This is a genomic window from Hymenobacter sp. YC55 (assembly GCF_029433095.1).
Classification (GTDB): Bacteria; Bacteroidota; Bacteroidia; order Cytophagales; family Hymenobacteraceae; genus Hymenobacter.
The window spans coordinates 19,901-45,954 of record NZ_JARNTX010000009.1; the positions used below are offsets into that span (position 1 = coordinate 19,901).

Sequence of the window (26,054 nt, forward strand, 5' to 3'; positions counted from 1 at the left end):
TGTCAGGATGCATATGCCTAAGCGGAATATGCCATTTGTACAACACGGTAATATCCTATTTCGCGGTAGCAAATTAGTAGTTAATGAATTGCAAATCGAATTTGATACCTCATCCCTGACATGCAACAGCGCCGAGCAGGATATGGTATGGGAAATCATGCGCCGATTTTTTCCTAAGCGACTGCTCTGATGGCGGCGTACCAAACCTAATAGGGGTTGAAATTAATGCAGTTGGCACAAAGTGGGCCTTGGTTAAAAGTTCGGTACAAAAGTTAATCGGCATTGCTCACGTGGCCGAGTGGGATATTCTTCAGGACCTGCGCGAACCTCTCCGAGTTAGCCTGCTGGCACCGGTGCGATTTGGTGAAATCCACCAGCAGGCAAAACCCATTGAACGCGAACTGAGTCGGAGGTTTTACCCTATTTGTTTAACAATACCTTAAGAAAGAACTCATAACCGGCCGGAAACTGCTGCCGGGTGCGGTGGCCAGTGCTCAGGCGTAACTCGCTCAGCGGGGTTCGACAAGCGCCGTTCATCCATACGGCTACTACCTCACCATCTGAAAACGAAAACTCCCGGATAGGTGCGGCCACTGTATAGTCGCGGGTGCTCATGTGGACGTAAGCGCCCACTGTAAAGCCTGCGGCGGCGGCTTGTGCGTCTATCTCGGTTTGGCTGGGGTATGGCATGGAGAAAGAGCTATAAAGGCTAGGGAAAGGCTAGAAATGACTAGGCGGCAAGCTGGGGGGCTACTCGGTTGAGCGTAGGCAGTAGCTTTTCGCGGAGCTTAGGAGTAAGGGCAAATTCAGCCTGCCACTCCGCGTAGGTGGCGCGTATTAGCGTGGGGGCTTAGGCCGCTTAAATCCCCGGTCAGCCTCGGTGTCCTGTAAGGAAATGATAAGCTCGTTTCCCTCAGTATAACCGTTGATTTCGTGAAGCTTGGAAAGCAGGGGGCCGCACAACAGTATGCGCCGGACTTCTTCACTGTGGGTTGCCATAAGAAGCACTAGGCGGCAACAGAATCAACTTCGGCTACTGAGCTGGTATGCGCCTCACTCATGGGGTGGTGAGTGCTGCGGGCCTCCTGGTAGAAGTAATGCCACTTCGTGTGCCCGTAATTCAGCCGGTCTTTGTACAAGGCTATTCCGCTGACCGTGTATGCCTCATGGCCAGTATAAAACCGAACTTTCGTACCAACCGGATAGAGGGGGGCGGGGCGCTCCTGGCCGTGGCTCACGTAGGCAAGCTGGCCAACTATGCTGCCCACTGCTTGCCCGCGCCAACGTAGCTCGTTGACTGGCCCGGCTGCGGCCCGCTGAATCAGATAAGCTACCTCGGCCTCCTGGTCGCGTAGGCCAATCGTTGCAGCCACTAATGAAATAGCCTGCTGCGCGGTGTCCGCGAAGTAGATTCTATCTCCCTCGCCCGGTACGATGATTTCAAACTTACCGCTTAATACCTGCTGGGCGTTGGGATTTACATAGTTGAAGCCGGGGTACTGCGGCGCTGAAAGCAGCTCGTAGTTCGCGGCGTTGTCGGAGTGCTGGCCGGCAACCTCAATGCTGTAAAAGTAGCCACTCCAAAAAATGGCGGTCACGGCTCCCTGTACCGTGGCGTAGCGAGTGCTACGAACGGTGGCACCAATCGTGATGCGGCCCGCTAGGGTTTCAATGGCTTGAAGGTTGGGTAACATAGCAAGGGGCTAAAGAACAAAAGGGAAAAAAGGGCTGGGCCGCTGGGGGCGCTGGCTAGTCGCGCTGCTCGTCCTGCGGGTGCTCGGGGTAGTCCTCGCTGTCCTGGTTGTCGTCCGGGTTAGCGGTTTCGGGGTAGTCCGGTATCCAGTCGCCGGGGTCGTTTATCGCCGGCTTGTTGTCGTTGGCCTCGTGCGCCTGGTCGATGGCAGCCGCCCACTCGGCCAACGGGTGTTCTTTATCTGGCGCAGGGGCCGCTGCGGTGGCGGGGGTCGGCTTGGGGCCGTAGGGCTCCAACTCGCGGCCGAAGATGTGAACCAGCGTCACGCCGGGGCTTTGGCGCTGGAACCAATCGGGTAGCACCTCGGGAGCACAAAGCACCCCCAAATAGCCGTCAGCGTGGAAGTAAGCCTTCACCACGGCCGGGCCGAAGCTGTTCATGTAGATATGAACTCGGGCACCAATAGCGGGCACCTGTCCCTCGCCCGACCAAATAAGGACTGGCGGTAGCCCGTTCCGGGTTGGAAAGCCTACGTACTTCGGGCATTTCTCCGGGTCGCCTACCCAATCTAGCGGGCTGATTTCGGGCTGTTTTGGGGTCGGGGCTGGGGTCTTTTTCATGGCGAATATTCAAGGGAGAAGAAAGTAGTTAGCTGCTGGGGGCCGGTGGCCCTACTCGTTGTCGTCCTGCTGCGTGTGCCACTGGCGCAAGCCTGCGGGCATCCTGTCGTAATCGAGTTGATAAGTGAATAGCCCTAAGCCCGCAAACATGATTAGCAGCTCTCCCTTCTCATTGCTCCACTGCGAGTAATGCAGTCCGTCTTTGCTGGTTACCCCTCCCCCGCCGACCTGCGCAAAGCAGCTCGGTACATCGACCTGCCCTAAGCAGGCGGTGATGGTGATATGGTGGTTGGCTTGAATGTTCTCCTGCGCTATGGCTATGGCTTGGTCAGGGGTCAGTAGGCGGGTGGCGTGGCTCATGGCGAAAAAGGAAAGAGGTAGGGAAAGGCTAAGCGTAAGCGGGGCGCTGGCTGCGGGCAAGCATCGCTGCATCGGCGGCGGCGCGAGTAGCGCGGCGGGCCTGCGCTACTTGCCGAATCATGCTAGCTATGGCTTCGGCCGGGCTGGTGGCCTCGGCGGTCAAGCTGGCTGCACCGATTTTCATTCCGGCCGCTTTCAGCCGGTAGTATATCAAGCCGCTGCCGGTGGCCGTTTCCTTGTCGTACATCATCACCGAAACGTTCAGGTCGGGAAATGCAGCGCGGGCTTGGGTGCGGAAGTCGGCAAAGTCAGACATGGCTAAAGGGCTGTTTTTGTGTGCGTTGCTTATACTATCTAAACGTATTTGCCCTGCTTATTGTTGTAAAAACTACAACTTTATTTATGTATTTTTTGCATCTTTTTGGTCATAATGAGGCCGCTTTTTCCCGCTGGTTCCTGACTTATAAAAGGTGGTTTTTCCCTGCTGGGCAAGGGGCGCTGCTGGCCCTATGCGGCAAGGGCCAACTGACTACCGAATACACAATTTGCGCGGGGGCTGCGCTTCTTGCGGCTGGCGGTCTTGGCGTGGTGGGTGGTTTCTGTAACCAGTCCCAAAAAGCCTGCGGCGTGGCAATAGGCGGCAACTTTGGCCTGCTCGGGGTGTCCGTCCCGGTTGATGGTGACAGTAGTTCCAATAGCGGGCACCGGAGCCTGATTCGACCAATGCAGCCCACCGGGCAAGGCTTTGAGGCTCGGGGCTGGCTCCCACTCGGCCGCTGGGGTCAGCTGCTGCTGGCGGGCCTGCTCGGCAGCTTGATAGGCAGCTTCGCGGGCCTCACGCTTGGCGACATTGCTGGCTCTGAGGCGTTCCAAGCGGGCGGCGGGAATACGACGAGCGGGGCGGTATAGGTTGGTGCTTTTCATGGCAGTAGGCGTGAGGGCTAAGAGCCTGTTTCTATGTGCGTTGCTTATACTTATTAAACGTATTAACTAGCATAATGTTGCATTTTTTACACCTTTATTTATGTATTTTTTGCATATTTTTTCGGCACGAAAGGTGGTTTTTCCCCTTTTGTTCTCTTTCCACAATAGGTGAGAACGCTACCGCAATAAGTGAGAATTACCTTTTTACAATTGCAAAGCAGTTCTGCTATCTGGCACCTCAACCTGCCTTATTGCAATTGCACTTTTCCTCTTGTCGCGGCTCCGGGTCCGGCCGGACTTCTCCGGCCGGACCGCTGGCCTCTCCCCTACTCGGCTGGTATCTCCGCTTCTCCGGCTTCGTAGCTGGGCACAATCCCCCGAATCAGGTTAGCGGCCTTCTGGCCTTGGCTGGCGGCGGAAATAATCAGGCGCTTATCATTACGTAGGGCCTGCAACCAGCTTGCAACGTAGCTGGCGCTTCCGGCCGTGGTGGTAGCTAAGTCAAGGCCCGCTGCGTTGCCTAGAAAGGCGGCGGCTAGCTCGGCTACCAATTCCTCTTTGGCGTAGGTTTCGCTTCCGAAAGCGGCCTTTTCTGTCAGCGTGGCCCGGTCTAGGCGTTTGCTGTGGCCAGTGCTGTGGGCCAACTCGTGAAACAGGGTCAGGTAAAAATCCTCGGCCGTGTGAAAGTCGCTGGCCTCGGGCACGGTCACGGTGTCGGTACTGGTCCGGTAGTGGGGTTCACTCCCGGCGTACACGATGCGCGGGCCGCCCACGTAGCCTGCTAGTATCTGCTCAGCAGCTTCTAGTGGCGTATGTTCCCGGCTGGGCAGCTCGGGCAACTTCCACTCTACCCCGTCAATCTGCGCAATATTAAAGACGGTGCTATACTGCAAGATGGCTACCTTCTTCTCCTTGCCCTGCGCGTCCTCCTTCTTGCCGGTCTTATAGAAAACTACTGGCATCCCCTTCTCGCCCTTCCGAACGCAACCGCCCAACTCGCGGGCCTGATTAAAGGTCAGGTAATACGGCTGCTCGTAGGGCTGCATCCCTAGTAGAAAGGCGTTGATGCCTTGGTAAACGTGCTTGCTTTTATAGTTACGTGGTGCGCCGTGGGCAGCATTCCAACTAACTTTCCAAGGGGTCACGCCGTTTTCGAGGGCAACAATAATACGATTAGTTATCACATCGTAAACATCCGTGCGGGGGGCGAAGGTGGCAGCGTTTTTCATGGCTAAGAGGCTGTTTATTTGCTTGTTGCTTATACTATTTAAACGCAAATAATCGTTTTAATGTTGCATTTTTTACAACATTATTTATGTATTTTCTGCATCTTTTATGGCACATCATGTGATTTTTCCCTTTTGTTCTCTTTCCTGCTCAGTCGGTCCCGAAAGGATAGATTTTATAAGTCATTCTCGGGGCGTTTGTGCTCACTAAGCCAGGGCAACCTAGAGTAGCAATAGAAATTACCGCCAAGCTTATATTGCTCTGTACAATAATAATTTCCTTATGTCGCAAACATACGTCACATTATGTCGTATGTTTGCGACATCTACTTTGTTCTACTTGTGTATGGCCTCTACCTCACCTTCTTCCGTCCATCCAGTACTACACCTAGTACTTGAACGAGTGCTACGCACCGAATGCCTCGTCTTGGAAAGTTTGCGCCTACAAACGCAAGGGGGGTACAATGGCCTACCCGGTGGTGGCGACGAGCAGCGGCTACGGGATGCTGAGCAGCGCGCTTATCAGCGTGCAGAAAAGCTCTTTGCCCAATTGCTAGCCGCCACGGCTTCTACTGACACTCTCTCCACTTCCTCTAATGACCTACGCTAAAACGGCGGCCTTTACCGACGAGCAGCAGCAGCTCGCCCGCGTAGCCAAAGCCCTATCCCATCCTGCCCGAGTCGCCATCATCCAATTGCTGGCCAGCAAGCAAACCTGCATCTCTGGCGACATTGCCGCCGAGCTGCCGCTCTCGCGCACGACCGTCTTTCAGCACCTGCAAGAGTTAAAGGCACTGGACCTGATTCGCGGCGAAATCGAGGGGGTAACCGTCTGCTACTGCCTTAACACGCCCCTACTACAGCAAGTCTACCAACAATTTACGGCCTTCTTTATCGAGGCCACTTCCACGACTGCCTGCGGGCCAGCCGATGCCTGCGCCTGCTAATTTCCATCCTTCACTTCCTCACTGCCATGAAAATCTCTGAACTGAAGCAGTCCCTGCGCGGACTGGAAGCTATCAATTTCCGCCTGCCCGATGGCACCTACCTCCCGGCTCACTTCCACGTCACCGAAGTAGGATTGGTAAGCAAGCACTTCATCGACTGCGGCGGGGTCGAGCGCCGCGAAACCGTGGCCAACTTCCAACTGTGGGAAGCGGGCGACTATGACCATCGGCTGGCCCCGCAAAAATTCCTGCACATTCTGACGCTATCCGAAAAAATCCTCGGCCACGAGGATTTGGACATTGAGGTGGAATACCAGCAGCAAACTATTGGCAAGTTCGGCCTCTCCTTCGACGGTCAAGACTTTGTGCTGACGCAAAAGCAAACCGCTTGCTTGGCGCAAGAAGCCTGTGGTATCCCGAATGCTCAATTTGCGCTGCCCCAACTGCAAGTAGCGGCCTGCACACCGGGCGGCGGGTGCTGCTAAATTCTGGTAACGGCGCGGCCCCTGGGGTTGCGCCGTTTTGCTTTCCAACTTTCCCTTCTTCTCTTTCCGATGACAATTGCCTTTTTCTCCGACGTACACGGCAACCTCCCCGCACTGCAAGCCGTGCTGGCCGACTTGGACCAGCGCCGCCCGGACATGATTTTCTGCCTGGGTGACCTAGTAGGCTATGCCCCTTGGCCTAACGAGGTAGTAAACGAAGTGCGGCGGCGGGGTATTCCGACGCTGGCGGGCAACTACGACCAGGGCATTGGCCTGGCCAGCTCCGATTGTGGCTGTGCCTACCAGACAGACACCGACAAGAGCCTGGGCGCGCAAAGCATCGCCTATACCAACTCCGTAGTGGGCGACGACGAGCGGCGTTATCTGCGTCTGTTGCCCAAGCACATGCGCCTGGACTTTCAGGACGAACCCTGTACGCTCAGCCTGCTCATGGTCCACGGCTCGCCGCGCCGCATTAACCAGTACTTGTTCGAGGACTTTCCCGAAGGCAGCTTTTTGCGCCTGCTGGAAGGGGCAGGGGCGGATATTTTGCTCTTTGGCCACACCCATAAGCCCTACCATCGGGCGATTCCTTACGAGCACGAAGGCGAAACCCGTTACCGGCACGCGCTCAATATCGGCTCGGTGGGCAAGCCCAAGGATGGCGACCCACGCGCCGCCTACCTGCTGCTGCACCTTGACCAGAGCACGACCCGCACGGACGCTAGCAGCCTCCGCTCGGAGTTCGTGCGGGTGGCTTACGACGTGGAGCACGCCGCGCAGGCGGTGGAAGCGTCGCCCTTACCGAATGAGTACGCCGACATGCTCCGCAAGGCCTACTAGTCATCCACACGGACCGCGTTGCCTTTTCCTCCGTCCATGAAATACCTTCCCCTGCTCGTGCTGGTATTGGCGGGCGCTGCCCTGACCACCCAATCCGCGGTCAACAGTCAGTTACGCAGTGGGCTGCACAGCGTGATGTGGGCCGTGCTCGCCTCCTACGTAGTCGGGAGCATAACCGCAGCGCTGGTGCTGCTAGCCATGCAGTCCCCGTTGCCTACCCTAGCCGACGTGAGCGGGGTGAAATGGTATGAATGGACCGGGGGCGCACTCGGCATGGTCTACATCGCGGCCATTGTTTTTTCGCTGCCTCGCGTCGGTGCAGCCAGCCTCTTCGCCCTAGTGGTCACCGGGCAACTGCTCACGGCGGTGCTGTATGACCATTTCGGGCTGATGAGCCTACCTCGTCACAGCTTTTCGCTTAGCAAGCTGGCCGGGGTGTTGCTGCTAGCGGCGGGGGCGTACCTGCTCCATCGTAAATAACCCTTTCTGCTTCGGCTTTTCGCTGTGATGAACCTACTACCTCTACTAGCTACGCATTGGCCCGCCGTACGCGACATCTACGAGCAAGGCATTGCCACGGGCAACGCCACCTTTGAAACGCAGGCACCCACTTGGGAAGCATGGGACAAAGCCCACTTACCCCATAGCCGCTTGGTCGTCCTGGATGAAGCCGGTACGGTGCTGGGTTGGGCGGCGCTTTCGCCCGTATCGAGCCGTTGCGTGTACGGGGGCGTGGCCGAACTCAGCATTTACGTGGCCGCTGAAGCGCGCGGGCAAGGCGTGGGGCGGCTACTGCTTCACGCCCTCATTCAAGCATCCGAAACCAACGGTATCTGGACGCTGCAAGCGGGCACCTTCGAGGAAAACACGGCCAGTATTGGCCTGCATACGCAAGCGGGATTCCGGGTTATCGGGCACCGGGAACGCATCGGCCAGCACCACGGCGTGTGGCGCAATACGGTGCAGATGGAGCGCCGTAGCCCCTCGGTCGGCATTACCTAATCTTACCCTACATGACAACGCTCAACCAATCTACTCCCCTCTCGCCGCCCGTTGCGGCGGTTGCCCAAAAGAAACTCTCGGGCCTGGACCGGGGCCTCACGCTCTGGATATTTCTGGCAATGGCCCTGGGCGTGGGCCTGGGCTACTTGGTGCCCGGCATCAATGACGCGGTGAACTACTTCTCGGTGGGCACGGTGAATGTCCCCCTGGCCCTGGGTCTTATCTTGATGATGTATCCCCCCTTGGCCAAGGTCAAGTACGAGCAACTGCCGTCAGTCTTTAAGAACACGCGCATCATTGGCCTGTCGCTGTTTCTGAACTGGATACTCGGGCCGCTGCTCATGTTCTTCCTGGCTATCTGGCTGCTGCCCGACAAACCCGAGTACATGATGGGCCTGATTCTCATTGGCATTGCCCGCTGCATTGCGATGGTGCTGGTCTGGAACGACCTAGCCGATGGCTCCCGCGAATACGCGGCGGGATTGGTGGCCCTCAATTCCCTCTTTCAGGTGCTGTTTTACTCGGTGCTGGCGTGGCTGTTTATCACCGTACTCCCGCCCTACTTTGGGCTGAAAGGCTACGCCGTGAACATTGGCATCGGGGATATTGCCCAAAGCGTGCTCATTTATCTAGGCATTCCCTTCGCGGCGGGCTTTCTCTCGCGCACTATCCTGCGTCGCCTGAAAGGCAACGAGTGGTACGAGCAGGTGTATATCCCGACCATTAGCCCGATTACCTTGATTGCGTTGCTGTTAACCATCGTGGTCATGTTTAGCTTGAAAGGCGAAACCATCGTGCGGATTCCCTTAGATGTGCTGCGCATTGCCTTGCCGCTAGCCCTGTACTTCGGCATCATGTTCGTGCTCAGCTTCGCGGCCGGTAAGTGGCTGGGGGCCGATTACGCCGAAAATGCGTCTATTGCCTTCACCGCAACTGGCAACAACTTCGAGCTAGCGATTGCCGTGGCTATCGGCGTGTTCGGGCTCAACTCAGGACAAGCCTTTGCTGGGGTTATCGGGCCGCTAATTGAGGTGCCTGCCTTAATTGCCCTGGTCAACGTAGCCTTTTGGTTCCGCCGCCGCTGGTATAGCAGTCATTAGCTTCAAAAGAGCAATGTGCAGCTTCCGAAACTACCGTTCTAACAACAGTACATAGGTCTTAACAAGAATTTATATTCCTACTCTAGTACTACTCCAACTTTTGCCTGTGGGTAGCGAAAGCGTAGCTGCAGTTGCGCAGCGCAGCGGAGCATCAGCAGCTACGCTTTTGCGCTGGGGCTTTTCCTTTGGTTCGCGGTAGATACTGTGATGAAATGCAAGCAAAGACTGCGCTTTAGCTTAAAAAGAAGAAACTTTTTATTTTAGCAATTGCTTAAATTCGCAAGTAGTACCTTTGCATAACCATGACTAAAAAAGCTACTGCCTGCATCCGGGTATTCGCTGATACGGCCCGTATCGAGCAGTGCCAGGCGCGATTGGCGCACGTTGAGCCGGCCCTTCAGTCCCTGGCCTCGGTCCTAGCCCTGGCCGGCAACGAGGTGCGCCTAAAAATTCTGCTGCTACTGGCCGACGAACAGCAGTTGTGCGTGTGCGACATCGCCGACGTGCTGCAAATGACCGTCTCGGCCGTGTCCCAGCACTTACGCAAGCTCAAAGATGGGGGCGTGCTGCACGCCCATAAGGTCGGCCAGACCGTGTTTTATGCCCTCAGCCAACCGCATTTACCCATTCTGCAACCGCTATTGGCGGGCTTAGCGGCCACTCCTTCGCTTCAATCGGCCTTATGAATACTTCCCCTTCTTCCAACAAACCCCTGCTCGGGGCCGGCTTGGTGGCGGCGCTGGCCGCGTCGCTGTGCTGCATCACGCCGTTGCTGGCGGTCCTGGGGGGCCTGGGCGGCGTGGCCTCGGCCTTTGCCTGGCTCGAACCCCTGCGGCCCTACTCAGTAGCCCTTACCGTGGGTGCACTGGGCTTTGCCTGGTATCAGCAACTCAAACCAGCGCCGGCCGCCGATGCCTGCGGCTGCACAGTGGACACAAAACCCACCTTTATGCAGTCCAAGGTCTTCCTAGGTGTGGTAACGGTACTGGCGGCGCTGCTGCTGGCCTTCCCTTACTACGGGGCAAAGTTGTATCCCACCCCAGTCGCACCCGTTCCAGTGGCCGCAAGTGCAGCCGGACCGGTCTGGCAAACGGCGAACTACCGCATCGGGGGCATGACCTGCGACGCCTGCGCGAAACACGTCGAGCACGCGGTGCAGCAGCTGCCGGGCGTGCAGGCCGTGACCGTTTCCTACGACCAGGGCACAGCGCAAGTCCGCTTTGATGCGGCCAAAAGCCCCGCCGCGCAGGTCGCCCAAGCTATTAACGGCACTGGCTACAAAGTGCTGGCCACGAACTAACCTCCCCCTGCTCCATGCTTACGCTCGAACCAAAGGCCCCGTTGCTTACTTCCGTCCTAACGTGCCCGGTATGCGGCCACGCGCAAGCGGAGCAAATGCCGACCGACGCTTGTCAATATTTCTACGAATGCACGAGTTGCCACACGGTCTTGAAACCGCTGGCCGGTGATTGCTGCGTGTACTGCTCTTATGGCTCGGTGCCCTGTCCGCCCATTCAGGAACAAGGTTCAGGAAGTTGCTGCGGCTAAACTGGTGCTTTCTCGTTGGTTTCGGGGTGAACGGATTCGAGCGCTGCTGCTAATTCGTTAACTGCGGGGTGGTACTGCGGGTCGTACATCCGGTCATTTTTCCACAGAGAGTAGCAAAGCAGGAGGAGTTTGCGCATGACCGCAATCACACCAGGCTTGCCGTTGGGGTGTCTCGCCCGCAGTCGGGTATAGAAGGCCATCTGCTGCGGGTTGTAACGCAAGCTGCTGATAGCCGGTAGATAAAGGGCCGTACGCAAGCGTACGTTCCCTCGGCGCGAGATGCGCGTGGCTCCGGCAAACAGCCCACTTTGGCGTTGCACTACATCCAACCCGGCGTAGGAAGCCAGTTGCCGCTCGTTATCCACGAGCACGAAGCCGCTGGTTTCGGCGACGACCACGATAGCGGTGGTCAAACCGATGCCAGGCACACTCGTCAGCTGTCTCAACTTGCGACCAAGTTCGGGTTCCGCTTCCAGCAAGGCGGCGAGGTCCTGGTCAACGGCGAGCAACTGCTGCTGAATAAGTGTTTGTTGGGTGGCCAAGCGGGACAGGGAACGGGCATCGGGTTGATAGCTGTGCTGATAGGCATGGATTTTCACCTTGAGGCGTGCCCCATGTCCGGTTAAGCTTTGCCGCTCGCGGGCCAGCGCCCGTAATTGCCGTAAGGCTGGTGAGGGCGGTTGCCAGGCAGGCAAGGCACGCTCCAACCCGAGCCGGCAGAGTAAGCGCGCATCAAGTTGGTCCGTTTTGCTCTTTTGCTCGGTGCTCTGTGCAAAATGCTTCGCCTTGTTGGGGAGGAGCACGCTGAGTGCTTGCGCCTTATCACTTAGAAAATAGGCCAGTTCTTCGTAGTAGACGCCTGTGGCCTCTACTACAAACCAAATGGGAGCCGGCAGCACCGCTTGTTTTTCAGTCCAACTAAGCAAAGCAGCAAAGCCAGTCAGCGTGTTGTCGAATGATGTCTGTTTGCCGAAGCGCAGGTGCTGGCGGGCATCAATTTGCCCAAAACAGGCGACGAAAGTATCTTTCGCAATGTCGATGCCCACGACAAATTTGAGTGGGCTGGTGCAGGGATGGGCGGTAGGCATAAGGAAATGAAAAAAGGGGAAGAACTAGCCAGTCCGGTTTTTACCGCAACTCTCCTTGCACAAATGCGGGATGCCAACGCCGGGCTCCCTCCATACTGTTCAGTCTTCAGGCAAAAACGGGAAACGAGGCACAGTCTCTAACGCGCAATGTCAGGGCCGAAGCCCCGCATTTAGGGATAGTTGGTGACCTCGTTTCCTTTTCTGGCTACCCTTCTACGAAAGGCACTGCAATCATACAAGGGATAGGAAGGGAGCGACCATTGGGAGCTGTCCGCTAGGACCGAAGCGAAGCGGAGCCCTGGATAGCCCGGCCACCGCACGAACCAAAGCAGAACCCAAAAAAAGACCCTTACCACATCGGCAAGGGTCTTTTTCTTAAAAGAACAAAAGGGGAAAAAGCGAAGAATTAGAGCCTGGGGCCACGTTTGCGCACGTCCTGTGCTGGCGGCTCCGGCTTCTGCTGCACCTGCCGTGAAGGGGCTACGGCGGGCGTGGTGAGCACCTGCACCGCCTGCCGTAGCTGCTGCGCGGCGGGGCTTTCGTTGAGCGCGGGCGACTTATCGAGCTTGGCCATAACCTTGTTCAGTTGCTCTTGGTCAGCGCCTTTAATTTCCGGCTGTCGAATTAGAACCTTGCTCAACTGTTGCAAGAATGCAGCCTCCAAGCCCGCGCCACTATCGCGCAATTCCTTAGCCAGTGGACTAGCGGCCCGCACGAACGACAAGCGGGCTTGGTCATGGGCCGGTGAATCGCTGGGCTGAATCTGTGGGCCTGCCTGCTGCTTCTGCTGCTCGGCCTGCTGCTGGGTGGCGACTAGCTGCCGGCGTTCCGTGGCATCCTGCACTGGCTCATTAATGGTGGCCCTGGGGTTGGTGGCTAGGTTGTCGAGGGCGGCACTAATAGCGGGGAGTTGGGGTGAATCTATCCGGTATCGTAGGGTTAGCTCGGTAGCTATTTCGCGGGGAACGTTGCTATCTAATCTCGTCGCGTGGGCGATGCGCAGGCCCGCTTTCTCTAGGTCTTGCTGTACGGTGTTCAGCTGTAATATATCATTGCGGCCCTCGCGGAATTCTACCGTAACTAGGCGCTCCCCCTTCTCGCGGGCTTCGGCCTGGGCCTGCTGCTCCGTGGCTTTACCTACTTGGTTCTCATTTACGCCGCCAAGCTCTCGCTTGACTACCTTTTGCATCTGCTCCTGCTTCAAGTCCTCGTTCCAATCTTTGCCCTGGCTCTTTACCAGTTCAATTTTCTGGTCATACTGCAAGTGCTGACCGATGGCTTGGTTGAAGGCACCAAGTGCCTCCCGGTTCATTGGAACATGAAACTGATAAGTGTTCGGGTATTGTCTGGCCGAACTAATTAGCTCGTCGCGCAGGGTCTGCGGTATCGCTGGTGAAACTGGCTCGCCGCTTTCCCGGTGGTACTGGTCCGTGATTTTCGCATTGAACACTTTGAGCTGTTGGCTCACCGCCTGGACGCTGGGTAAGTTGGCTGTGTTGATTTCCACGGTCAGCAGGTGCGGGTGCTCCCGAACTACTTTCATCGGGTTTTGCTCACTGGCGAAGCCAGCTAGCAGCCTGGTATCAAAGTGGTGGCCCTGGGTGTCGTTATCAAAAGCTGACTTGATGGCGGGTATCCTTTCCTCACCCATCAGCCGCTTCATTTCAAAAATCTTATTCTGTGTTAGCGTGCCCGACGTGGACGCATACAAGGCCCGTTCTCCGGGGTGCATCTGTGCGTAGGACAGCGTATCAATGGCGGATTCACTAACGACGAGGTGAGTTGGCGGCTTCCCTTCAGGTAGCTTGCTCAACCACAACGAGCGGGCAAACTGGCTCTCCGGCGCTTGCCCTTTGAAGCCTTGGCCTTTCAGCTCTAGGCCCACTATCCGGCCCTCATGGTAAGAGGGAAAAGCCGTGTTTACAAACGTCTTTGCGGGCATCCCCTCGCGCTGCACGGTATGAAGCTGGTTCAGGATGCGGCCCGCAAATTGCGGATTCTGCAACGTGGTTTTGGTAATACCTCGGCTTTCTAGGTAGGCCGTATTTTCCAGCGGGCGGCAGTCCTTAGTTAAGATGCTTTGAAACTTCTCGCCTGGGGCGGTTTCACTAATTGGGGGCAACGTGAGCTTGGGGCGTTCGGCCTCGGGCAAGTTTAGGTAAGCTCGGAAGTGGTCATTTACACTCTGCCATAAGTTGCGGCCGGGTAGCTGCTCGATACCGGCGATGCGGCCCGTGCTCACCCGGTTTTTCATCCAGTCAACCACACTACCCTTGTCCCTATCGTCCTGGCTGTTGAAATACATCCAATCCCCTCCCCTACCCTTGAACACGACGAGCTTATCATCACCCTCGAAAACATGCCACTTGCCTTTCGCTAAGTCCTCACCTTTTTGCAGCGTGTAACCATAGTGAGTAAGCAATTCGGGAAGTTCTACGCGCTCCTTGATTTGCTGAAAAGTTAGGTCGTGTTCCATTGTAGTACGTGGTAATCGTTGGGTCTTGCTGCACTCGGTGTGTGCGGTAGTAGGGAAAATATAGAAGCCCGAAAGATGGGCTTTCGGGCTTCTGAGGTCAGAAAACTTGGCCTACGATGGCCGGGTAGTTTAGAGCCGTGGGCCGCGTACCTTGGGCTTAGGTGCTTCTACTGTTGGCACTTCCGTTTTGACAGTTTTCGTAGTGGACTGCGCAACTTCTGTCGTCTGCTTTTGCATGGGCTGCTCGGGAGTGGGCTTTACAACGATGCTGGCCTTAGAGGCTACTATTTGAGCCGTTCCATCGTACGGCTTGCCTCCATCCCCTCGCGCCATGTTGGAAAGAGCAACGGCTTTGCCTTCGCGCAAATCCTTACTCTGTTCGGGTGTCAACTTAACGCCTGCGATGGTGTCCTTGATTGACACCTTGTTTTCCGGCAATACTACAACCTTATTCATCTCTTTGTCAATGCCTACATAGCCATTGTAGGTATTACCTTTTTCATCCTTTAGCCCGCGTACCAAGCCCGCGGTGCCTTCGGTTTCAAGTTGCTTGCGCTGCTCCGGGGTGAATGGCTGACCGCCTATCTCGTTGGGAATTTCGAGCTGACGCTTGGGCAACTCCATTTTAAGAGTAGCGGAACCGTTGGCCTCCCGATGCAAAACCATCTTAGCATCAAATTTCACCGGCTCCTGCCCTTCCTTGCCGCTGGCCTGCATGGCCAGCAAGTCGGTTTTCTCTCCTTTAAGCAGTTTTTCCATCTGACCACTGGCTTTCAAATCGGCCACCGTCAAGCCCATTGTAGCGAGTACCTTTTGAGGAATGTCGGCCTCCGTGAATTTGGGAGCCCGGGCGGGCACGGTGGGCTGCTGGGTTGGAGCTGCGGCGGGAGCGGCTACGCTCGGGCTGGTTGCGGCGGGGGTAACTACTGCGGGGGCTGGTATAACCTGCTCGGCGCGGGTGCCCTGCTTTAGCTGGTCGCTTGGGGTAGCGTTACCGGCAAGTCTGGTCAACCGTTGCTGCAACTCCTGGCGGGTCTTGTCATAATCGACCTCCAACGACTGGCGGGTTTTCGGGGCTCCGTTTAGCTGGGCGTAAAAGTTTTTCAGAAAGGCTGAAACCGGGTTGCCGCTGGTGTCAATATCAAGCAGGCTCTTGCCTTCCTGAATAACTTCCTCCTTCGTGATGCCCCGCTGCTTGGCCACCTGGCCTACGCGCTCAATTCCTGCCTCCTGCTGTACTTGCTCCGGGCCGGTGAGAGCTTGCTTCGGCGCTTGGCTGAGCTGGGCGCTCAGTGCGTCCCATTGCTTTACGCCGAACGCTTCCTTAACGGAATAGCCCAAATCGGTAGCTTGGTCCTGGCCATCCACCCCAATACTGCGGCGACGAGCGGCAACCTGCTCCGGGGTATCTACTACCTCGACGCCGTTGCCTACCCGTTTTAAGCCCTGAATGGTGCCTTCTAGCTTGGCCAGGTCGGGGCTGGCCGGGTCGTAGCTTACGCCGAAACTGCCGCTTAGCTTACCATCTGCTCCCCGGTCAAACTTCATGGGGCCAACCGCTACTCCTGAATCTTTGAGCTGGTCTAGGTAGGCCCGCATTTCTAGTAGCGGTGCTACTCCCTCGCCCTGCTGCTTCCACTTGATTTGTAGCTCACCGGCTGCCGACTGCTGCTCGGCTTCGGCTGGTGCTGCGGCCACTTTAGGTGCTGGCTGCTGCTCTCCTACTCCCAGCTTAGTAACTGCTTCATCGCGCAACGCATCGGCTTTCTCAGCCTTGCTAGTTGAAGGTCCGTTCATAGCTTGGTCGGCAACGGTTTCTAGTTTGGCCTCAGCTGCATTGCGCGTGGCCCCGGTAGTGGTGGCTACCTCGCTGGCCAACTCCGCTGCCTGTGCGGTTAGCTGCGATTGCTGGGCTTGAGCGGCGGTAGTCGGCAAAGGAGATACGTTCGGGGCTTCCTGAATCAGTTGCTCCCGGCTCACGCCCTGGTATTGGGTAACCTGCTCTACGCGCACCGCGGCGGCGCTCTGCTGCGCTTGCTCCGGGCCGGTCAGATTCTCCGATGGCACGGTGGTTAAACGGGCATTCATTCTTTCCCACTGCTTAGAGTTGAACGCATCCACTACCTGTGCTGCACCCGGCATCACCTTCTGCTGGTCGTCGGGGCTGAGGGAGTTCCAACGATTAACGGTCTGGTCGTACTTCTCCACTACTTCAACCCCGTTTTTCACCTGATGAATAGCTTGCAGGGTGCTTTCCAATTGCAAAAGCAGGGGGCTTTTGGGGTCGTACGTCACGTCAAAGCTGCTGCTCAGCTTCCCATCTGGCTGCTGCCCGAAACTCATGGCTCCTACGGCAATCCCGGCCTTATCAAGCTGGGCTACATAGGCGCGTAGCTCCAACATGGGCGCTACCTCTTTATCCTGCTGCCTCCACCTGATTTGTAGCTCGCCGGCTGCTGAATCAGTATTGTTCGGGGCCTGGGTAGTAGGCGCGTCCTGAATAGGTTGGTACTCAGGGATAGAAACCCGATAGTTTGCTCCCTCGGGGCCTTGTGGCCTGTAAGCAAAGCTGGCTCTGCCCTGCTCTGTCATTTTCCAGCTCTCCCCCTGGCGCTCGAAGATGGCGGGCTTGTTGGTGTGTACAAATTCCTCACCTGACGTGGGCGCACCGTTCAAGTGGAACATCGGCCGCATGGTGGCATGGTAGCCGTTTATGAGTTGGGCATCGGCTCCGGGTAGGTGAGTAGCCTCGGCCCGATTGGGGTTGTTAGGGTCCACCTTCAACTGAAAGAGGCTGTAAGCGGCCTGGGTGTTGCTTAATAGTGTGGGGTCAATTTCGCCTTTAGGATTTGGCAGACCATTTAGATAGATAACCTGCGGGGCTGCTGGGGTAGGCGCTACGGCCTCCGGGGTGGATACTACTTCCTGCTCTGCCATTGGAAAAGTTGGGTTTATGTGAATAGGATAGGCGTAGAAAAAAGAAAGGCAGGAACCGCTACGGCTCCTACCCATCAATATACGGCTTATTGAAAACAGAACGTAATATTGATTTTAGGAAGTACGAAAGTGCGCTCCTATCAGTTCTTTAATTTCATTCATTTTAGCCTCTAGCTTCTCGTCAACGGCTATTATGTGGCGGTCTAAGGTCTTCTGAACAGCCGCCCGGATTGGCTCGGGAGCCTTTTTTGTCACTTCATCCATTTGAAGCTTTCCAACTCGTCCATTATGCTTGGTTAAGACCCAATTCAGGTTGTAGCCCTCGGCCTCGTAGACGCCCATTACTTTCAGCCAGTTTTCAATCTTCCCTCCTTCTCCTTGCTCAATCCGCCAAATGATATTCTGCGTTAGGCCGGTCCTTTTGGCTACGGCGGCCTGCGTCCATTCAGCCTCGCCGTAGTGCTTCCCCAATTCCTCACGAATAATGGCCAACCGTTTACCTACACGCTGGCTATTTGGAGCGCTGTTCTTTGGGCTGGGCGCGTCGGCTTCTTTCATTTTACTTTTCGGCTTTCTCTTTGATGAGGTGCTTTAGGTCAGGGTCGCTTTTGATTCGGGTCAACTCCCGCGCACAAAGGTCTTTAACGTCAGTTTTGATTTGCCTGAAGTTGGCCTGTATCATTTCGTCTGCCTCGTCCTTGCCAGTAGCAGGGTTTATGAAGCTGGTAATGTCGGGAATTGGCTGGTAGTTTTTCGCCTCAGCAGTGACAGTTTTAATGTCAACTTGAATTTTAGCATGAAAAACTTTCTGCTCTATTTCCTCCCCGAAGTTATCCGCCACGGCCCCAACAAAGTTGCCCTGGGTTAGATTAGCAATCGTGCTTGCCGGAATCATGCTATCCATCTGAGTAGATAGGCTGGTGCTGGTTTCGCGCATATTGATACTGAGGCTCTGGCGCTTTTGCAGAATCTTACCGAACCGCTCACTCAGCCATTTGCCACTGTTCCCGGATACTTGGCCGCTGAAAACGTTGCCTACTGTGTTCTTGATTACCTCGGCTTCCTTCTGGCCGTAGTCGCGCTCTAGCTGGGAGAAGTCCTGGAAACCTAAGCAGGTCGAAACCTTATTGCTCCGGGCCGTGGCTATCAGGTTATCCAGCCCTTTGAAGTAGATGGTGGGCAGCTCGTCGATGATGATAGAAGATTTCCGTTTGCCCTTCTTGTTTACCAGCTTCACCAAGCGGGCGTTGTAAAGCCCAAGTGCGGCACCGTAGATGGCTTGGCGATCCGGGTTGTTGCCTACGCACAACACTTTGGGTTCCTCGTTGCTGTTAATGTCGAGCGTAAAGTCATTGCCACTCATTACCCAATAGAGCTGCGGGCTGGCCAACCTACCCAACGGAATACGAGCACTGGCAATCTGTCCCTCTAGCTGCTCTATCGCGTCCTTCTGGAAGGCCGAAACGAACGGCTTTACTAAGTTTTCAATCTCGGGGTAAGAGGCCAGTACGGGAAAGATTTCTTCGTAGTCCCGGCTTAGAAATTCTATGACGTGGGGGAAGGTGCAATACTTGCCTTTCTCGAACAGCTTTAGAAACCAGATGATAGCGGCTACAAAGTTGATCGGGCTTTCTACAAAGAAGTCGCCTTGCTTGCTAATCCAGCTCTTATTGAGGTTTAGCATGATGGTAGATGCACTCTCGTAGGCATCTACAATGTCAGTCATCATTTCGGGCAACAGCGGATTGCAGCGGTGGCTTTTGCGCGGGTTGTCGAAGTTGATAACGTAGAAGCCCACCGGCTTGTCGAACTTGTCTTGGTGCTTTAGCAGCGTATTGTAGCATATGCGACTCAGGTCGTCAAACTTGTAATCGTAGATATACATACAGAAGCCCTTGGCCAGGTGCTGCCGGATGAACTCATTTATCACGGCGAAGGACTTACCGCTACCGGGAGTACCAAGGACCATTGTGGCCCGGAACGGATTTACTACGTTCAACCAGCCCTGGCGCTTTTTGCCTCGCAGCTGATATTCTGTGCGCAGGTTCACCGAAAACTCGTTTTGCATAAGCCGTTCCTCCTGGGGGAACGACTCATTTTCCTTGTTGAAAATATCTTTCATCAAGTCGTTGTTGAATAGGCGGCTCAGCCAGTTACCCGCGCTCAGCAGCAACAGAAAGCCCACGGCAAGCAACAACGAGTAAAGAGCAGTGGCGACCAGCGGCGACATAGCAATGCTGCGGATAAGGTCAGAGCCGTAAATCAGGGTTAAGCCGATGATGCCATATCCTGCCACGGAAATACCCTTGACGTTTTCATCCTTCCGGCCTTTGGTGCCAAGGCAGCTCAGCAACAGGAAAACCACGGCTAGCGTTTTACTCACCCAGCTAGCCTTGAACAAGAATGAGTTTTTGGTAAGCTGGCCCATAATGCGCTCCACCACGGCCGCGCTCCATCCCATCAAACTAAAGTAGCCGTAGCAGTAGTAGTAGATGTTTATGCCTATCAGCACAATGGCAAAGAGCCGCATAAACTCCATTATCTTTTTAAGTGCCTTCTCGTCCTCCATGATACTACTATTAAATGGGGTGGATTAAATAAGTACAATTCTATAATCGTGTGCCTCGCGGCCTCTGCTTGGGGGCGGTCTTGGCCTCGTCCTCGTCCTCGCTGCTAGGTGTTGGCAGCGTGGGCACTTGCTGCTGGCTAGCCGGGAACATCTCGCGGAGCTGGGCCGCTTTGAACCCGACTTGTTGGCCGGTTACTGCTACTCCTTCTAGCTCGAAGCTAACGCCGCGTAGGATGCCGCCTTTGTCGTGGCGGTATCGAGTAGCAATACCTCTTTGCTCTAACTGCTCTTGCAGCCACTGCGGGCCGCTATTAGCGGGCTGGGCTACGAGCTGCTTTACTGCCTCGCGTACCAGTTCTCGGGTTGCCTGTTTGATGGGGTCCACATCGGCCAAACTCTGCCGGCGTTCGGGTATCGGCTGCATCCCTAGCTCCTGGCTTATCTGCTTGGTGATGGCTGGCTGACGGTAGAAATTATTATCAGTCCGTAGGGCTGGGCCTCCGTCAATCGGCACTCGGTTTAGGTAGATATGAACGTGGGCGTGCTGCTTATCCCGGTGCTCATAAACGACTACCTGGTGACGGTCAATTGGGGCGCCAATTAACTCACAATAACGCCGTGCTGCGGCTACCTTTTGCTCCTGGGTTACTACCTCGTCGGCCTTCCACGAAAGCACCGTATGCCATACTGGTTTCTGTATCTTCTTGCTGATCGCGGCGGTGGCCTGCATATCCTCAGCCATTTCTTTAGGGCTACCTGGAATCACATTAGATACTACCAGTAAAGGCGCATCCTCAGGCTCTTTTCCTTTGCCACGGCGCAAGCCTGCACCATATAGTAGGGCTCCTTCAAAATCGCTGCCGGTTACTGTTTTTGCTATCATTTCAGGTAGGAGCGAATGATAGCTAAGGCTTGCTTCAAGTGGGCCTCGTCGGTGTTAAACAAGGTGCTGGACTGAACGCGCCTCGCTATCTGGTTAAGGTTGGTACCAATGCCTACGAGCTGCCGCCGTAGCTCTGGCGGCATTACTTCTTTTACCTCGCCCTGTACGCCAAGGGTGCGCAGATAATCAGAATACTTCTTGTAGCCAGCGGCCTTTGCGTTAGCTATAATTTTATTCTTCTCCTGCTCGGTTACTCGAAAATTAATTTGCTGGTCGCGGTTTGGCTCTACTGGTTCCCGGGTTGCTTCATTGGTCATAGGGGCTTTCGTTGAGTAGTGGGACTAAGCTACGTCTAAATCATCTATGAGGCTATTTTATGTCGTCTGCTTTAGCAAGCCAAGCCAAGTGAGCCTGCGAACTTGGCGGTGTCATTGTAAGATATAAACGAAGTTTGTATATACAATGACATGGCTTGCTGTACGTTTAAACGGGCTAGTAGAACGGGGGCGTTGAACAGTCGTTGAACAGTGCTAGAGCTAGAGCTTATATGAGGCTTTGGCGCTTTGAGGCTTTGAGGGTTTGAGGCTCAACATCTACTTCTACGATTATCGAAGCTACCTATTTAGACTGCACGACCGGATAATTGTCTTCTAGATATTTTGAGGCTATGATATTCTGAGGTTATGAGGCTAGGACGTTTTGAAGTTTTGAGGCTCTGAGGCTCTGAGGTTTTGAGGCCGGATAACTGAACAATATTACTGTTGAAGATGGACAACTGCTTATGAAGTTTTGAGGCTGTGATATTATGAGGCTTTGAGGCATTGGGGTTTTGAGGCTATGAAAATTTGAGGACTTGATATTTTGAGGCGATGATTTTTCGATGCTAAATATCAAAGATATTATGAGGTTTTGAGGCCATGATATTATGATATTTAGCCTCATTGACCCTTTGGTGTTTTGGGGTTAAGAGCCTATGAGGTTAAACACCAAAATATCATTGAGGCTATGAGGCTTTGAGGTTTCAAGTCAATTGCTATCTTTGTTTATCACCTATTCAAACCACCAGACCCCATGAGCGAACCAAAAGTTATCGCCTTTGCGACCCAAAAGGGCGGCGCTGGTAAGTCTACAATCAGTGTTCACGTTGCCTCGGCCCTAGCTTATGTCTATGGCTACAAAGTGGCTATTCTAGATTGTGACTACCCGCAGAACACTATTCAAGTGTACCGCAATCAAGAATTGCAGAAGGTCAAAACCGATGAAGCTTTCAAAGACCGGCTGCTCAACCAAGGCATTACCCCCTATCCGGTGAGTATTTCGAGCGTTGAAAAATCAGTTGATTCTATAGAGGCACTGGAAAAGCAAGGATACGACTTCATTTTGGTAGATACTCCGGGTACTATCAACGTTACCGGCCTTCCTGACTTGCTGCGCATGGTTCAGTACATTTTCCTGCCAATGGAAGCTGACCAAGGCACCATTGCCTCAACGGTGGGCTATATGCAGATTTTGGGTGGGTTCCTTAAATCAACTCAACCAGACCCCGACGAATCGAACCTGCTAGGTTTTTATGCTTTCTGGAACCGCTTCGTCAAGTCGGAGAAAAAATCCACTTACGATAAAATAGAGGCGTTTTTTGAAGAGAAAGGATTGCCTCTACTGCAAAGCCGGGTAGAACTGCTGATTGGCTATAAAGAAAGGCGTTCTACGATGTTCTCTCTGCCTGAACGGGAGCTAGACAAGCTGGGCATGGGCAAGCTGATAATGGAGATACTTTCTATCGTCCTCGGACCCGGGCAAGTCACTCCCTCCGGCAAAACTATTGAAATGCCTTCGGCTACTGTTACCACAAGCAGTGCGGCTACGACTTCGGACGATTCGCTATAACACGTACTGAACACCTTCTAAAAGTCCAACACACTAATGGCGAAGCCTAAAGCAAAAAGCGAAGAAGAAAAGAAAGCTGCACTAGACCAGATGCTAAGCATGGCTGCTACCAGCAACCACTTAGATAGTCCTGCTCCAACTCAGCGGAACAATAGTTCAGCAACGCAACCAGCCTCGGAAACCACTACCGGGAAAGAAGAACAAAAGGGAGAAAACGTTTCGGTGGCCCCAAGCAATGAAGCTGTTACCCCAACTACTTCAGAGCCTACTCCTGCGCCTGAAACGACAATACCAGCGCCAAAAGTTGAACCCCTCGCAGCGGCACCTGAGCCTGCACAAGCAGCCCCTCCTGTGGCGGCACCCGCTGTAGAAACTACCCCGAAAGTAGAAGCTATTCCAGAATCCACTACTGAGCCATCGACTGCTATTGAAGTGGGCAAAGTGGAGCTTGCTTCGCTCTTTACTCCCGCAGCCGATAAGAAGGTATTTACTATGCGTCTAACGGATGCTCACTATCAATACTTGCTATTGCTGGGTACTGTCGTGGGCAATGGCGCATCCCCACCTGACATAGTGCATAACCTCATTGCTCAGTTCATTGACAAGAACGACGCACAAATTCAAAAGGCAATTGCAAAACAGCTACGCCAACGTCAAGTCAAGAAATAGCTCTCTACAACGTACTTCACAATCCGCCGATGTTAAGCCTCCGAATCTGTACAGTCTTGTTGCTGGGGCTTAACGTCATAGCGAAAGGTCAGCAGTCGAGCCCTGCGATACGGTATGAGTTCCGGGATTACCCGATTGATTCCTTACGCCTGCTTAGTCGCTCAACAGCCGTACCTGATACCTTCCGGGTGTACTGCCTCAGCCGCTTAGCGGTGGAAACCAGCACGAACGACTTGTCCGGCGCCATCAGCACCGCAGAAGAAGCATTGAAACTAGCGCAGAAAATCGGGTATCGGCGGGGCCAGATGAACATCCTTCGCACGCTAGCCAACTTCAACACGGAAAGCGGCAACTACGATGAGGCCCTGGCCTACTATCAGCAAGGAGTGGACCTGGCGACTGCTCAGAACCAACCTGTGCAACTGGCTCTGCTCTATTTGAACATGGGCGCTACAGCCTCTACGACTGGTGATGCTGAGCTAAGCTTGAAATACCTTTTGCGGAGCTATCAAAATATGAAGCTCTCGGGTACCTCGCGCATTGGAGTAGAAGATTCCGCAATTGTGTTTCACAACTTGGGAAACACCTACTTTCAGCTTCACCGTTTCGACCTAGCCCGCAAGTTTGCTTTAAAGTCGGTGGCCATGTACCGGCTGATACCCAAGTCCCTTGGCGCTGGTCAAGCAAGCTTGTTAATGGGCCGCATTTATCAGCAGCAGGCCGCCACTCGTACCAATCTGGATTCAGCCAGTAAGTACCTGCATCAGACAGTTGGCTATGCTCAGCGTTCCGGCAATCCCAAAGAAGAAGCAGGGGCGCTCATCAACGTAGCGGAACTGTACCAGCAGCAGCGGAACTATCCGGCAATGCGCGACGCTGCCGCCCGCTGCCTGGAGCTAGCCAATAGGGTAGGGGCAATCCCATTTCAGGGGGCTGCCTCAACCTTGCTGGCTAAGGCATATGCGGCCTTGGGTGACTATCAGCAAGCCTATTCTTACGAGGTAGGCGCTACGGCCTTGAACCGTGTTCTGGAAGCCCAAGAAAACAAGAAAGCCCTGGCTCAGCTGCACGTCAAGTACGATGTACAAGCTCGGGAGCAACAAATCAAGCTTTTGAGGCAGCAGGCCCGCGCTGACGCTGCCTTGGTTCGGGAGCAGCAGCAACAGAAACGGGCGCTGCTCGGGGTGGCTTCCTTGCTCTTGCTAGGTTTAACGGCTGGCACCCTGCTCTACTGGCGGCTTCGTCGTAGTCGGGCGCTCTTGGCTAAGACTAATGGCTTGCTGGCCTCGGCCAATGCGGAAATTCAGGAATCAGTAACGGAAAAGGAAGTGCTGGTGCAAGAAATCCACCACCGCGTTAAAAACAACCTGCAATTGGTGAGCAGCCTGCTTTCCTGGCAAAGCAGCGCCTCGAACGACCCAACCGTTACGGCTCTAATGGCGGGCAACCAGGCTCGTATTCAGAGTATGGCCCTGGTGCACGAGTTTCTGTACCGGGCGGAAAACCTAGCTCAGATTCGGCTTGACTCGTACCTCGCAGAGTTGCTGCCTGCGCTCCGTCTATCCTTGGCTACTCCCCATCGGCAGATAGAGCTATCTACGGACTTGGCTCCAGTCGCCATGTGCGCCAAGGACGGTAGCGCGTTTGGATTGCTGGTCAGCGAAATAGTAACCAACGCCTATAAGCACGCCTTTCGTGAGCAGGCCGCGGGCCACCTGCATATCGCCCTGAAAGGCGTTTCAACCAAAGGATTTCACTTAACGGTAACGGATAATGGCGCTGGCTTGCCTGCCACTGGCTTCGAGGGCCAGGGGCTCGGTATGCAGATTGTGCGCAAGCTGGCCAAGCAGTTGAAAGCAACCGTCACCGCTTCCCCCAACGTACCCACCGGCACCTGCATCGAAATTTTTCACCCTTGATGACTATCCATTTCCTTTTTAAACGCCGACCTAATGGCTACTATCCTCATTGTTGAAGATGAAGTATTGATTGCGGACGAAATACAGCGGGCTTTGATCCGACTAGGTCATAATGCCTTAGAGCCAGTTGATAATAGCGATGATGCGCTGGCCACCTTAGCTGAGCAGCAAGTAGAACTGGTATTGATGGACGTGAATATTCAGGGTGATACCGATGGTATTGCGACAGCTATCCTGGTACGTCGTCAGTTTGCCATTCCGGTAGTGTTTCTCACAGCCCGTTCTGATTCGGCTACCCTCAACCGGGCCAAGGTAGCGCAGCCTTTCGGCTTCCTGCTCAAGCCTTTCACCGATGATTCGCTACGGGCTCAACTGGAAATGGCCCTGTATAATGCCTACGAAGTTCCCCCGCCAAGAACTGCAGCCAGTGAGGAAATGGCAACCTCAGCCCCAAATACTACTCAGTTTGCCCGGCATTTCTTTGTCCGTCATGGCTCGGGGCACGTCCGGATAGCAGTGAGCGATATACTGTACTTCGAGGCCCTGCAAAACTACGTCCGCCTGCACACGGCTACCAGCAGCTACGTGTTTGACTCCACCTTGAAGGAGCTAGAGCAAAAGCTACCGCCCTGCTTCTTCAAAACCCACCGCTCCCACATCGTCAACCTGGACCATGTGCAAGCCTATGTCGAGGGCTGCGTACTGCTCGGCAAAGAGTATATCCCCGTTAGTCGGGCCTGCAAAGAGGAATTGAAGAACCGTATCCACCTGCTTGGGTAGCGTTTTTCCTCATTCGTGACTGATTGGCCATTACCGTTCGTGTAGTGGATTTGCAGCTCACCACCCAATTTCTGCCATTCATCAAATACTCTGGCTCT

28 protein-coding genes are annotated in these 26,054 nt (G+C 54.7%); 14 read left to right on the forward strand and 14 right to left on the reverse strand.

Features of this window, described 5'->3' with window-relative positions:
• Positions 1-420: 420 nt before the first annotated feature.
• The 7 genes from P1X16_RS28990 to P1X16_RS29020 form a co-directional block, all read right to left on the reverse strand.
• Positions 421-690 carry a hypothetical protein gene (locus P1X16_RS28990; RefSeq protein WP_089334437.1) on the reverse strand — a complete coding sequence of 90 codons (270 nt, stop codon included), beginning with the start codon at positions 688-690 and terminating at the stop codon, positions 421-423.
• Positions 691-1,007: 317 nt separating this feature from the next.
• Positions 1,008-1,694, reverse strand: a complete 687-nt coding sequence (locus tag P1X16_RS28995; RefSeq protein WP_089334436.1) for a hypothetical protein — start codon at positions 1,692-1,694, stop codon at positions 1,008-1,010.
• 55 nt (positions 1,695-1,749) lie between these two features.
• A complete protein-coding gene (locus P1X16_RS29000; RefSeq protein WP_089334435.1) occupies positions 1,750-2,313 on the reverse strand; it encodes a hypothetical protein in 564 nt (187 codons plus the stop codon).
• A 51-nt stretch (positions 2,314-2,364) separates the two neighbouring features.
• Positions 2,365-2,673 carry a hypothetical protein gene (locus P1X16_RS29005; protein WP_089334434.1) on the reverse strand — a complete coding sequence of 103 codons (309 nt, stop codon included), beginning with the start codon at positions 2,671-2,673 and terminating at the stop codon, positions 2,365-2,367.
• Positions 2,674-2,701: 28 nt separating this feature from the next.
• Positions 2,702-2,989, reverse strand: a complete 288-nt coding sequence (locus tag P1X16_RS29010) for a hypothetical protein (protein ID WP_089334433.1) — start codon at positions 2,987-2,989, stop codon at positions 2,702-2,704.
• Positions 2,990-3,180: 191 nt separating this feature from the next.
• On the reverse strand, positions 3,181-3,597 hold the full coding sequence (locus P1X16_RS29015; RefSeq protein ID WP_089334432.1) for a hypothetical protein: 417 nt from the start codon (positions 3,595-3,597) through the stop codon (positions 3,181-3,183).
• 326 nt (positions 3,598-3,923) lie between these two features.
• Positions 3,924-4,826, reverse strand: a complete 903-nt coding sequence (locus P1X16_RS29020) for a zincin-like metallopeptidase domain-containing protein (RefSeq protein WP_089334431.1) — start codon at positions 4,824-4,826, stop codon at positions 3,924-3,926.
• Between the two features lie 343 nt (positions 4,827-5,169).
• Here P1X16_RS29020 and P1X16_RS29025 point away from each other — a divergent pair, with 343 nt between their 5' ends.
• The 10 genes from P1X16_RS29025 to P1X16_RS29070 all read left to right on the forward strand — a co-directional run bounded on the left by P1X16_RS29025 (position 5,170) and on the right by P1X16_RS29070 (position 10,748).
• A complete protein-coding gene (locus P1X16_RS29025; protein WP_143437259.1) occupies positions 5,170-5,433 on the forward strand; it encodes a hypothetical protein in 264 nt (87 codons plus the stop codon).
• A complete protein-coding gene (locus tag P1X16_RS29030; RefSeq protein WP_089334429.1) occupies positions 5,420-5,770 on the forward strand; it encodes a metalloregulator ArsR/SmtB family transcription factor in 351 nt (116 codons plus the stop codon). The genes P1X16_RS29025 and P1X16_RS29030 overlap by 14 nt, the downstream gene beginning before the upstream one ends.
• Before the next feature lie 26 nt (positions 5,771-5,796).
• Positions 5,797-6,255, forward strand: coding sequence for a DUF6428 family protein (locus tag P1X16_RS29035; RefSeq protein ID WP_089334428.1), 459 nt, complete (start codon positions 5,797-5,799; stop codon positions 6,253-6,255).
• A gap of 69 nt (positions 6,256-6,324) precedes the next feature.
• A complete protein-coding gene (locus tag P1X16_RS29040) occupies positions 6,325-7,098 on the forward strand; it encodes a metallophosphoesterase family protein (protein ID WP_089334427.1) in 774 nt (257 codons plus the stop codon).
• 36 nt (positions 7,099-7,134) lie between these two features.
• Positions 7,135-7,578: a DMT family transporter gene (locus tag P1X16_RS29045; RefSeq protein ID WP_089334426.1), complete on the forward strand. Its 444-nt coding sequence runs from the start codon at positions 7,135-7,137 to the stop codon at positions 7,576-7,578.
• A gap of 27 nt (positions 7,579-7,605) precedes the next feature.
• Entirely contained in the window at positions 7,606-8,100 is a 495-nt protein-coding gene (locus tag P1X16_RS29050) for a GNAT family N-acetyltransferase (protein ID WP_089334425.1), read from the forward strand.
• A gap of 11 nt (positions 8,101-8,111) precedes the next feature.
• Entirely contained in the window at positions 8,112-9,200 is a 1,089-nt protein-coding gene (gene arsB / locus P1X16_RS29055; protein WP_089334424.1) for an ACR3 family arsenite efflux transporter, read from the forward strand.
• A gap of 302 nt (positions 9,201-9,502) precedes the next feature.
• Positions 9,503-9,886 carry a metalloregulator ArsR/SmtB family transcription factor gene (locus tag P1X16_RS29060; protein ID WP_044017964.1) on the forward strand — a complete coding sequence of 128 codons (384 nt, stop codon included), beginning with the start codon at positions 9,503-9,505 and terminating at the stop codon, positions 9,884-9,886.
• Positions 9,883-10,500 (forward strand): mercuric transport protein MerTP, encoded by a 618-nt coding sequence (gene merTP, locus P1X16_RS29065; protein ID WP_044017963.1) that lies wholly within the window; start codon positions 9,883-9,885, stop codon positions 10,498-10,500. The genes P1X16_RS29060 and merTP overlap by 4 nt, the downstream gene beginning before the upstream one ends.
• A 14-nt stretch (positions 10,501-10,514) precedes the next feature.
• On the forward strand, positions 10,515-10,748 hold the full coding sequence (locus P1X16_RS29070; RefSeq protein WP_071884577.1) for a GDCCVxC domain-containing (seleno)protein: 234 nt from the start codon (positions 10,515-10,517) through the stop codon (positions 10,746-10,748).
• On the opposite strand, the gene P1X16_RS29075 is transcribed toward P1X16_RS29070, so the two are convergent.
• From P1X16_RS29075 to mobC (P1X16_RS29105), 7 genes are all read right to left on the reverse strand, one after another.
• Positions 10,745-11,836: an IS110 family transposase gene (locus tag P1X16_RS29075; RefSeq protein WP_245855421.1), complete on the reverse strand. Its 1,092-nt coding sequence runs from the start codon at positions 11,834-11,836 to the stop codon at positions 10,745-10,747. The genes P1X16_RS29070 and P1X16_RS29075 overlap by 4 nt on opposite strands.
• Positions 11,837-12,242: 406 nt before the next feature.
• Positions 12,243-14,312: a toprim domain-containing protein gene (locus tag P1X16_RS29080; protein ID WP_089334230.1), complete on the reverse strand. Its 2,070-nt coding sequence runs from the start codon at positions 14,310-14,312 to the stop codon at positions 12,243-12,245.
• Positions 14,313-14,441: 129 nt separating this feature from the next.
• Complete coding sequence (locus P1X16_RS29085) at positions 14,442-17,249, reverse strand: DUF3945 domain-containing protein (RefSeq protein ID WP_179225600.1); 2,808 nt, start codon at positions 17,247-17,249, stop codon at positions 14,442-14,444.
• 114 nt (positions 17,250-17,363) lie between these two features.
• Positions 17,364-17,807: a helix-turn-helix transcriptional regulator gene (locus P1X16_RS29090; protein WP_089334232.1), complete on the reverse strand. Its 444-nt coding sequence runs from the start codon at positions 17,805-17,807 to the stop codon at positions 17,364-17,366.
• A 1-nt stretch (position 17,808) separates the two neighbouring features.
• Positions 17,809-19,818, reverse strand: a complete 2,010-nt coding sequence (gene mobC, locus P1X16_RS29095) for a conjugal transfer protein MobC (RefSeq protein WP_089334233.1) — start codon at positions 19,816-19,818, stop codon at positions 17,809-17,811.
• A gap of 40 nt (positions 19,819-19,858) precedes the next feature.
• Positions 19,859-20,701, reverse strand: a complete 843-nt coding sequence (locus P1X16_RS29100; protein WP_089334234.1) for a relaxase/mobilization nuclease domain-containing protein — start codon at positions 20,699-20,701, stop codon at positions 19,859-19,861.
• Positions 20,698-21,018 (reverse strand): plasmid mobilization relaxosome protein MobC, encoded by a 321-nt coding sequence (mobC, locus tag P1X16_RS29105; protein ID WP_089334235.1) that lies wholly within the window; start codon positions 21,016-21,018, stop codon positions 20,698-20,700. The genes P1X16_RS29100 and mobC (P1X16_RS29105) overlap by 4 nt, the downstream gene beginning before the upstream one ends.
• Positions 21,019-21,772: 754 nt before the next feature.
• Here mobC (P1X16_RS29105) and P1X16_RS29110 point away from each other — a divergent pair.
• The 4 genes from P1X16_RS29110 to P1X16_RS29125 are packed head-to-tail and all read left to right on the forward strand — an operon-like array spanning position 21,773 to position 25,956.
• Positions 21,773-22,588: a ParA family protein gene (locus tag P1X16_RS29110; protein WP_089334236.1), complete on the forward strand. Its 816-nt coding sequence runs from the start codon at positions 21,773-21,775 to the stop codon at positions 22,586-22,588.
• A 36-nt stretch (positions 22,589-22,624) separates the two neighbouring features.
• Complete coding sequence (locus tag P1X16_RS29115; protein WP_089334237.1) at positions 22,625-23,257, forward strand: hypothetical protein; 633 nt, start codon at positions 22,625-22,627, stop codon at positions 23,255-23,257.
• Positions 23,258-23,286: 29 nt separating this feature from the next.
• Positions 23,287-25,176 (forward strand): histidine kinase dimerization/phosphoacceptor domain -containing protein, encoded by a 1,890-nt coding sequence (locus tag P1X16_RS29120; protein WP_089334238.1) that lies wholly within the window; start codon positions 23,287-23,289, stop codon positions 25,174-25,176.
• A 33-nt stretch (positions 25,177-25,209) separates the two neighbouring features.
• A complete protein-coding gene (locus P1X16_RS29125) occupies positions 25,210-25,956 on the forward strand; it encodes a LytTR family transcriptional regulator DNA-binding domain-containing protein (protein ID WP_277236325.1) in 747 nt (248 codons plus the stop codon).
• The last annotated feature ends 98 nt before the right edge of the window (positions 25,957-26,054 follow it).

Bases quoted from the DNA above. Each gene is read 5' to 3' on its own strand.
- P1X16_RS28990 (WP_089334437.1), bottom strand. From the start codon at position 690: ATGCCATACCCCAGCCAAACCGAGATAGACGCACAAGCCGCCGCCGCA.
- P1X16_RS28995 (WP_089334436.1), bottom strand. From the start codon at position 1,694: ATGTTACCCAACCTTCAAGCCATTGAAACCCTAGCGGGCCGCATCACG.
- P1X16_RS29000 (WP_089334435.1), bottom strand. From the start codon at position 2,313: ATGAAAAAGACCCCAGCCCCGACCCCAAAACAGCCCGAAATCAGCCCG.
- P1X16_RS29005 (WP_089334434.1), bottom strand. From the start codon at position 2,673: ATGAGCCACGCCACCCGCCTACTGACCCCTGACCAAGCCATAGCCATA.
- P1X16_RS29010 (WP_089334433.1), bottom strand. From the start codon at position 2,989: ATGTCTGACTTTGCCGACTTCCGCACCCAAGCCCGCGCTGCATTTCCC.
- P1X16_RS29015 (WP_089334432.1), bottom strand. From the start codon at position 3,597: ATGAAAAGCACCAACCTATACCGCCCCGCTCGTCGTATTCCCGCCGCC.
- P1X16_RS29020 (WP_089334431.1), bottom strand. From the start codon at position 4,826: ATGAAAAACGCTGCCACCTTCGCCCCCCGCACGGATGTTTACGATGTG.
- P1X16_RS29025 (WP_143437259.1), top strand. From the start codon at position 5,170: ATGGCCTCTACCTCACCTTCTTCCGTCCATCCAGTACTACACCTAGTA.
- P1X16_RS29030 (WP_089334429.1), top strand. From the start codon at position 5,420: ATGACCTACGCTAAAACGGCGGCCTTTACCGACGAGCAGCAGCAGCTC.
- P1X16_RS29035 (WP_089334428.1), top strand. From the start codon at position 5,797: ATGAAAATCTCTGAACTGAAGCAGTCCCTGCGCGGACTGGAAGCTATC.
- P1X16_RS29040 (WP_089334427.1), top strand. From the start codon at position 6,325: ATGACAATTGCCTTTTTCTCCGACGTACACGGCAACCTCCCCGCACTG.
- P1X16_RS29045 (WP_089334426.1), top strand. From the start codon at position 7,135: ATGAAATACCTTCCCCTGCTCGTGCTGGTATTGGCGGGCGCTGCCCTG.
- P1X16_RS29050 (WP_089334425.1), top strand. From the start codon at position 7,606: ATGAACCTACTACCTCTACTAGCTACGCATTGGCCCGCCGTACGCGAC.
- arsB (WP_089334424.1), top strand. From the start codon at position 8,112: ATGACAACGCTCAACCAATCTACTCCCCTCTCGCCGCCCGTTGCGGCG.
- P1X16_RS29060 (WP_044017964.1), top strand. From the start codon at position 9,503: ATGACTAAAAAAGCTACTGCCTGCATCCGGGTATTCGCTGATACGGCC.
- merTP (WP_044017963.1), top strand. From the start codon at position 9,883: ATGAATACTTCCCCTTCTTCCAACAAACCCCTGCTCGGGGCCGGCTTG.
- P1X16_RS29070 (WP_071884577.1), top strand. From the start codon at position 10,515: ATGCTTACGCTCGAACCAAAGGCCCCGTTGCTTACTTCCGTCCTAACG.
- P1X16_RS29075 (WP_245855421.1), bottom strand. From the start codon at position 11,836: ATGCCTACCGCCCATCCCTGCACCAGCCCACTCAAATTTGTCGTGGGC.
- P1X16_RS29080 (WP_089334230.1), bottom strand. From the start codon at position 14,312: ATGGAACACGACCTAACTTTTCAGCAAATCAAGGAGCGCGTAGAACTT.
- P1X16_RS29085 (WP_179225600.1), bottom strand. From the start codon at position 17,249: ATGGCAGAGCAGGAAGTAGTATCCACCCCGGAGGCCGTAGCGCCTACC.
- P1X16_RS29090 (WP_089334232.1), bottom strand. From the start codon at position 17,807: ATGAAAGAAGCCGACGCGCCCAGCCCAAAGAACAGCGCTCCAAATAGC.
- mobC (WP_089334233.1), bottom strand. From the start codon at position 19,818: ATGGAGGACGAGAAGGCACTTAAAAAGATAATGGAGTTTATGCGGCTC.
- P1X16_RS29100 (WP_089334234.1), bottom strand. From the start codon at position 20,701: ATGATAGCAAAAACAGTAACCGGCAGCGATTTTGAAGGAGCCCTACTA.
- mobC (WP_089334235.1), bottom strand. From the start codon at position 21,018: ATGACCAATGAAGCAACCCGGGAACCAGTAGAGCCAAACCGCGACCAG.
- P1X16_RS29110 (WP_089334236.1), top strand. From the start codon at position 21,773: ATGAGCGAACCAAAAGTTATCGCCTTTGCGACCCAAAAGGGCGGCGCT.
- P1X16_RS29115 (WP_089334237.1), top strand. From the start codon at position 22,625: ATGGCGAAGCCTAAAGCAAAAAGCGAAGAAGAAAAGAAAGCTGCACTA.
- P1X16_RS29120 (WP_089334238.1), top strand. From the start codon at position 23,287: ATGTTAAGCCTCCGAATCTGTACAGTCTTGTTGCTGGGGCTTAACGTC.
- P1X16_RS29125 (WP_277236325.1), top strand. From the start codon at position 25,210: ATGGCTACTATCCTCATTGTTGAAGATGAAGTATTGATTGCGGACGAA.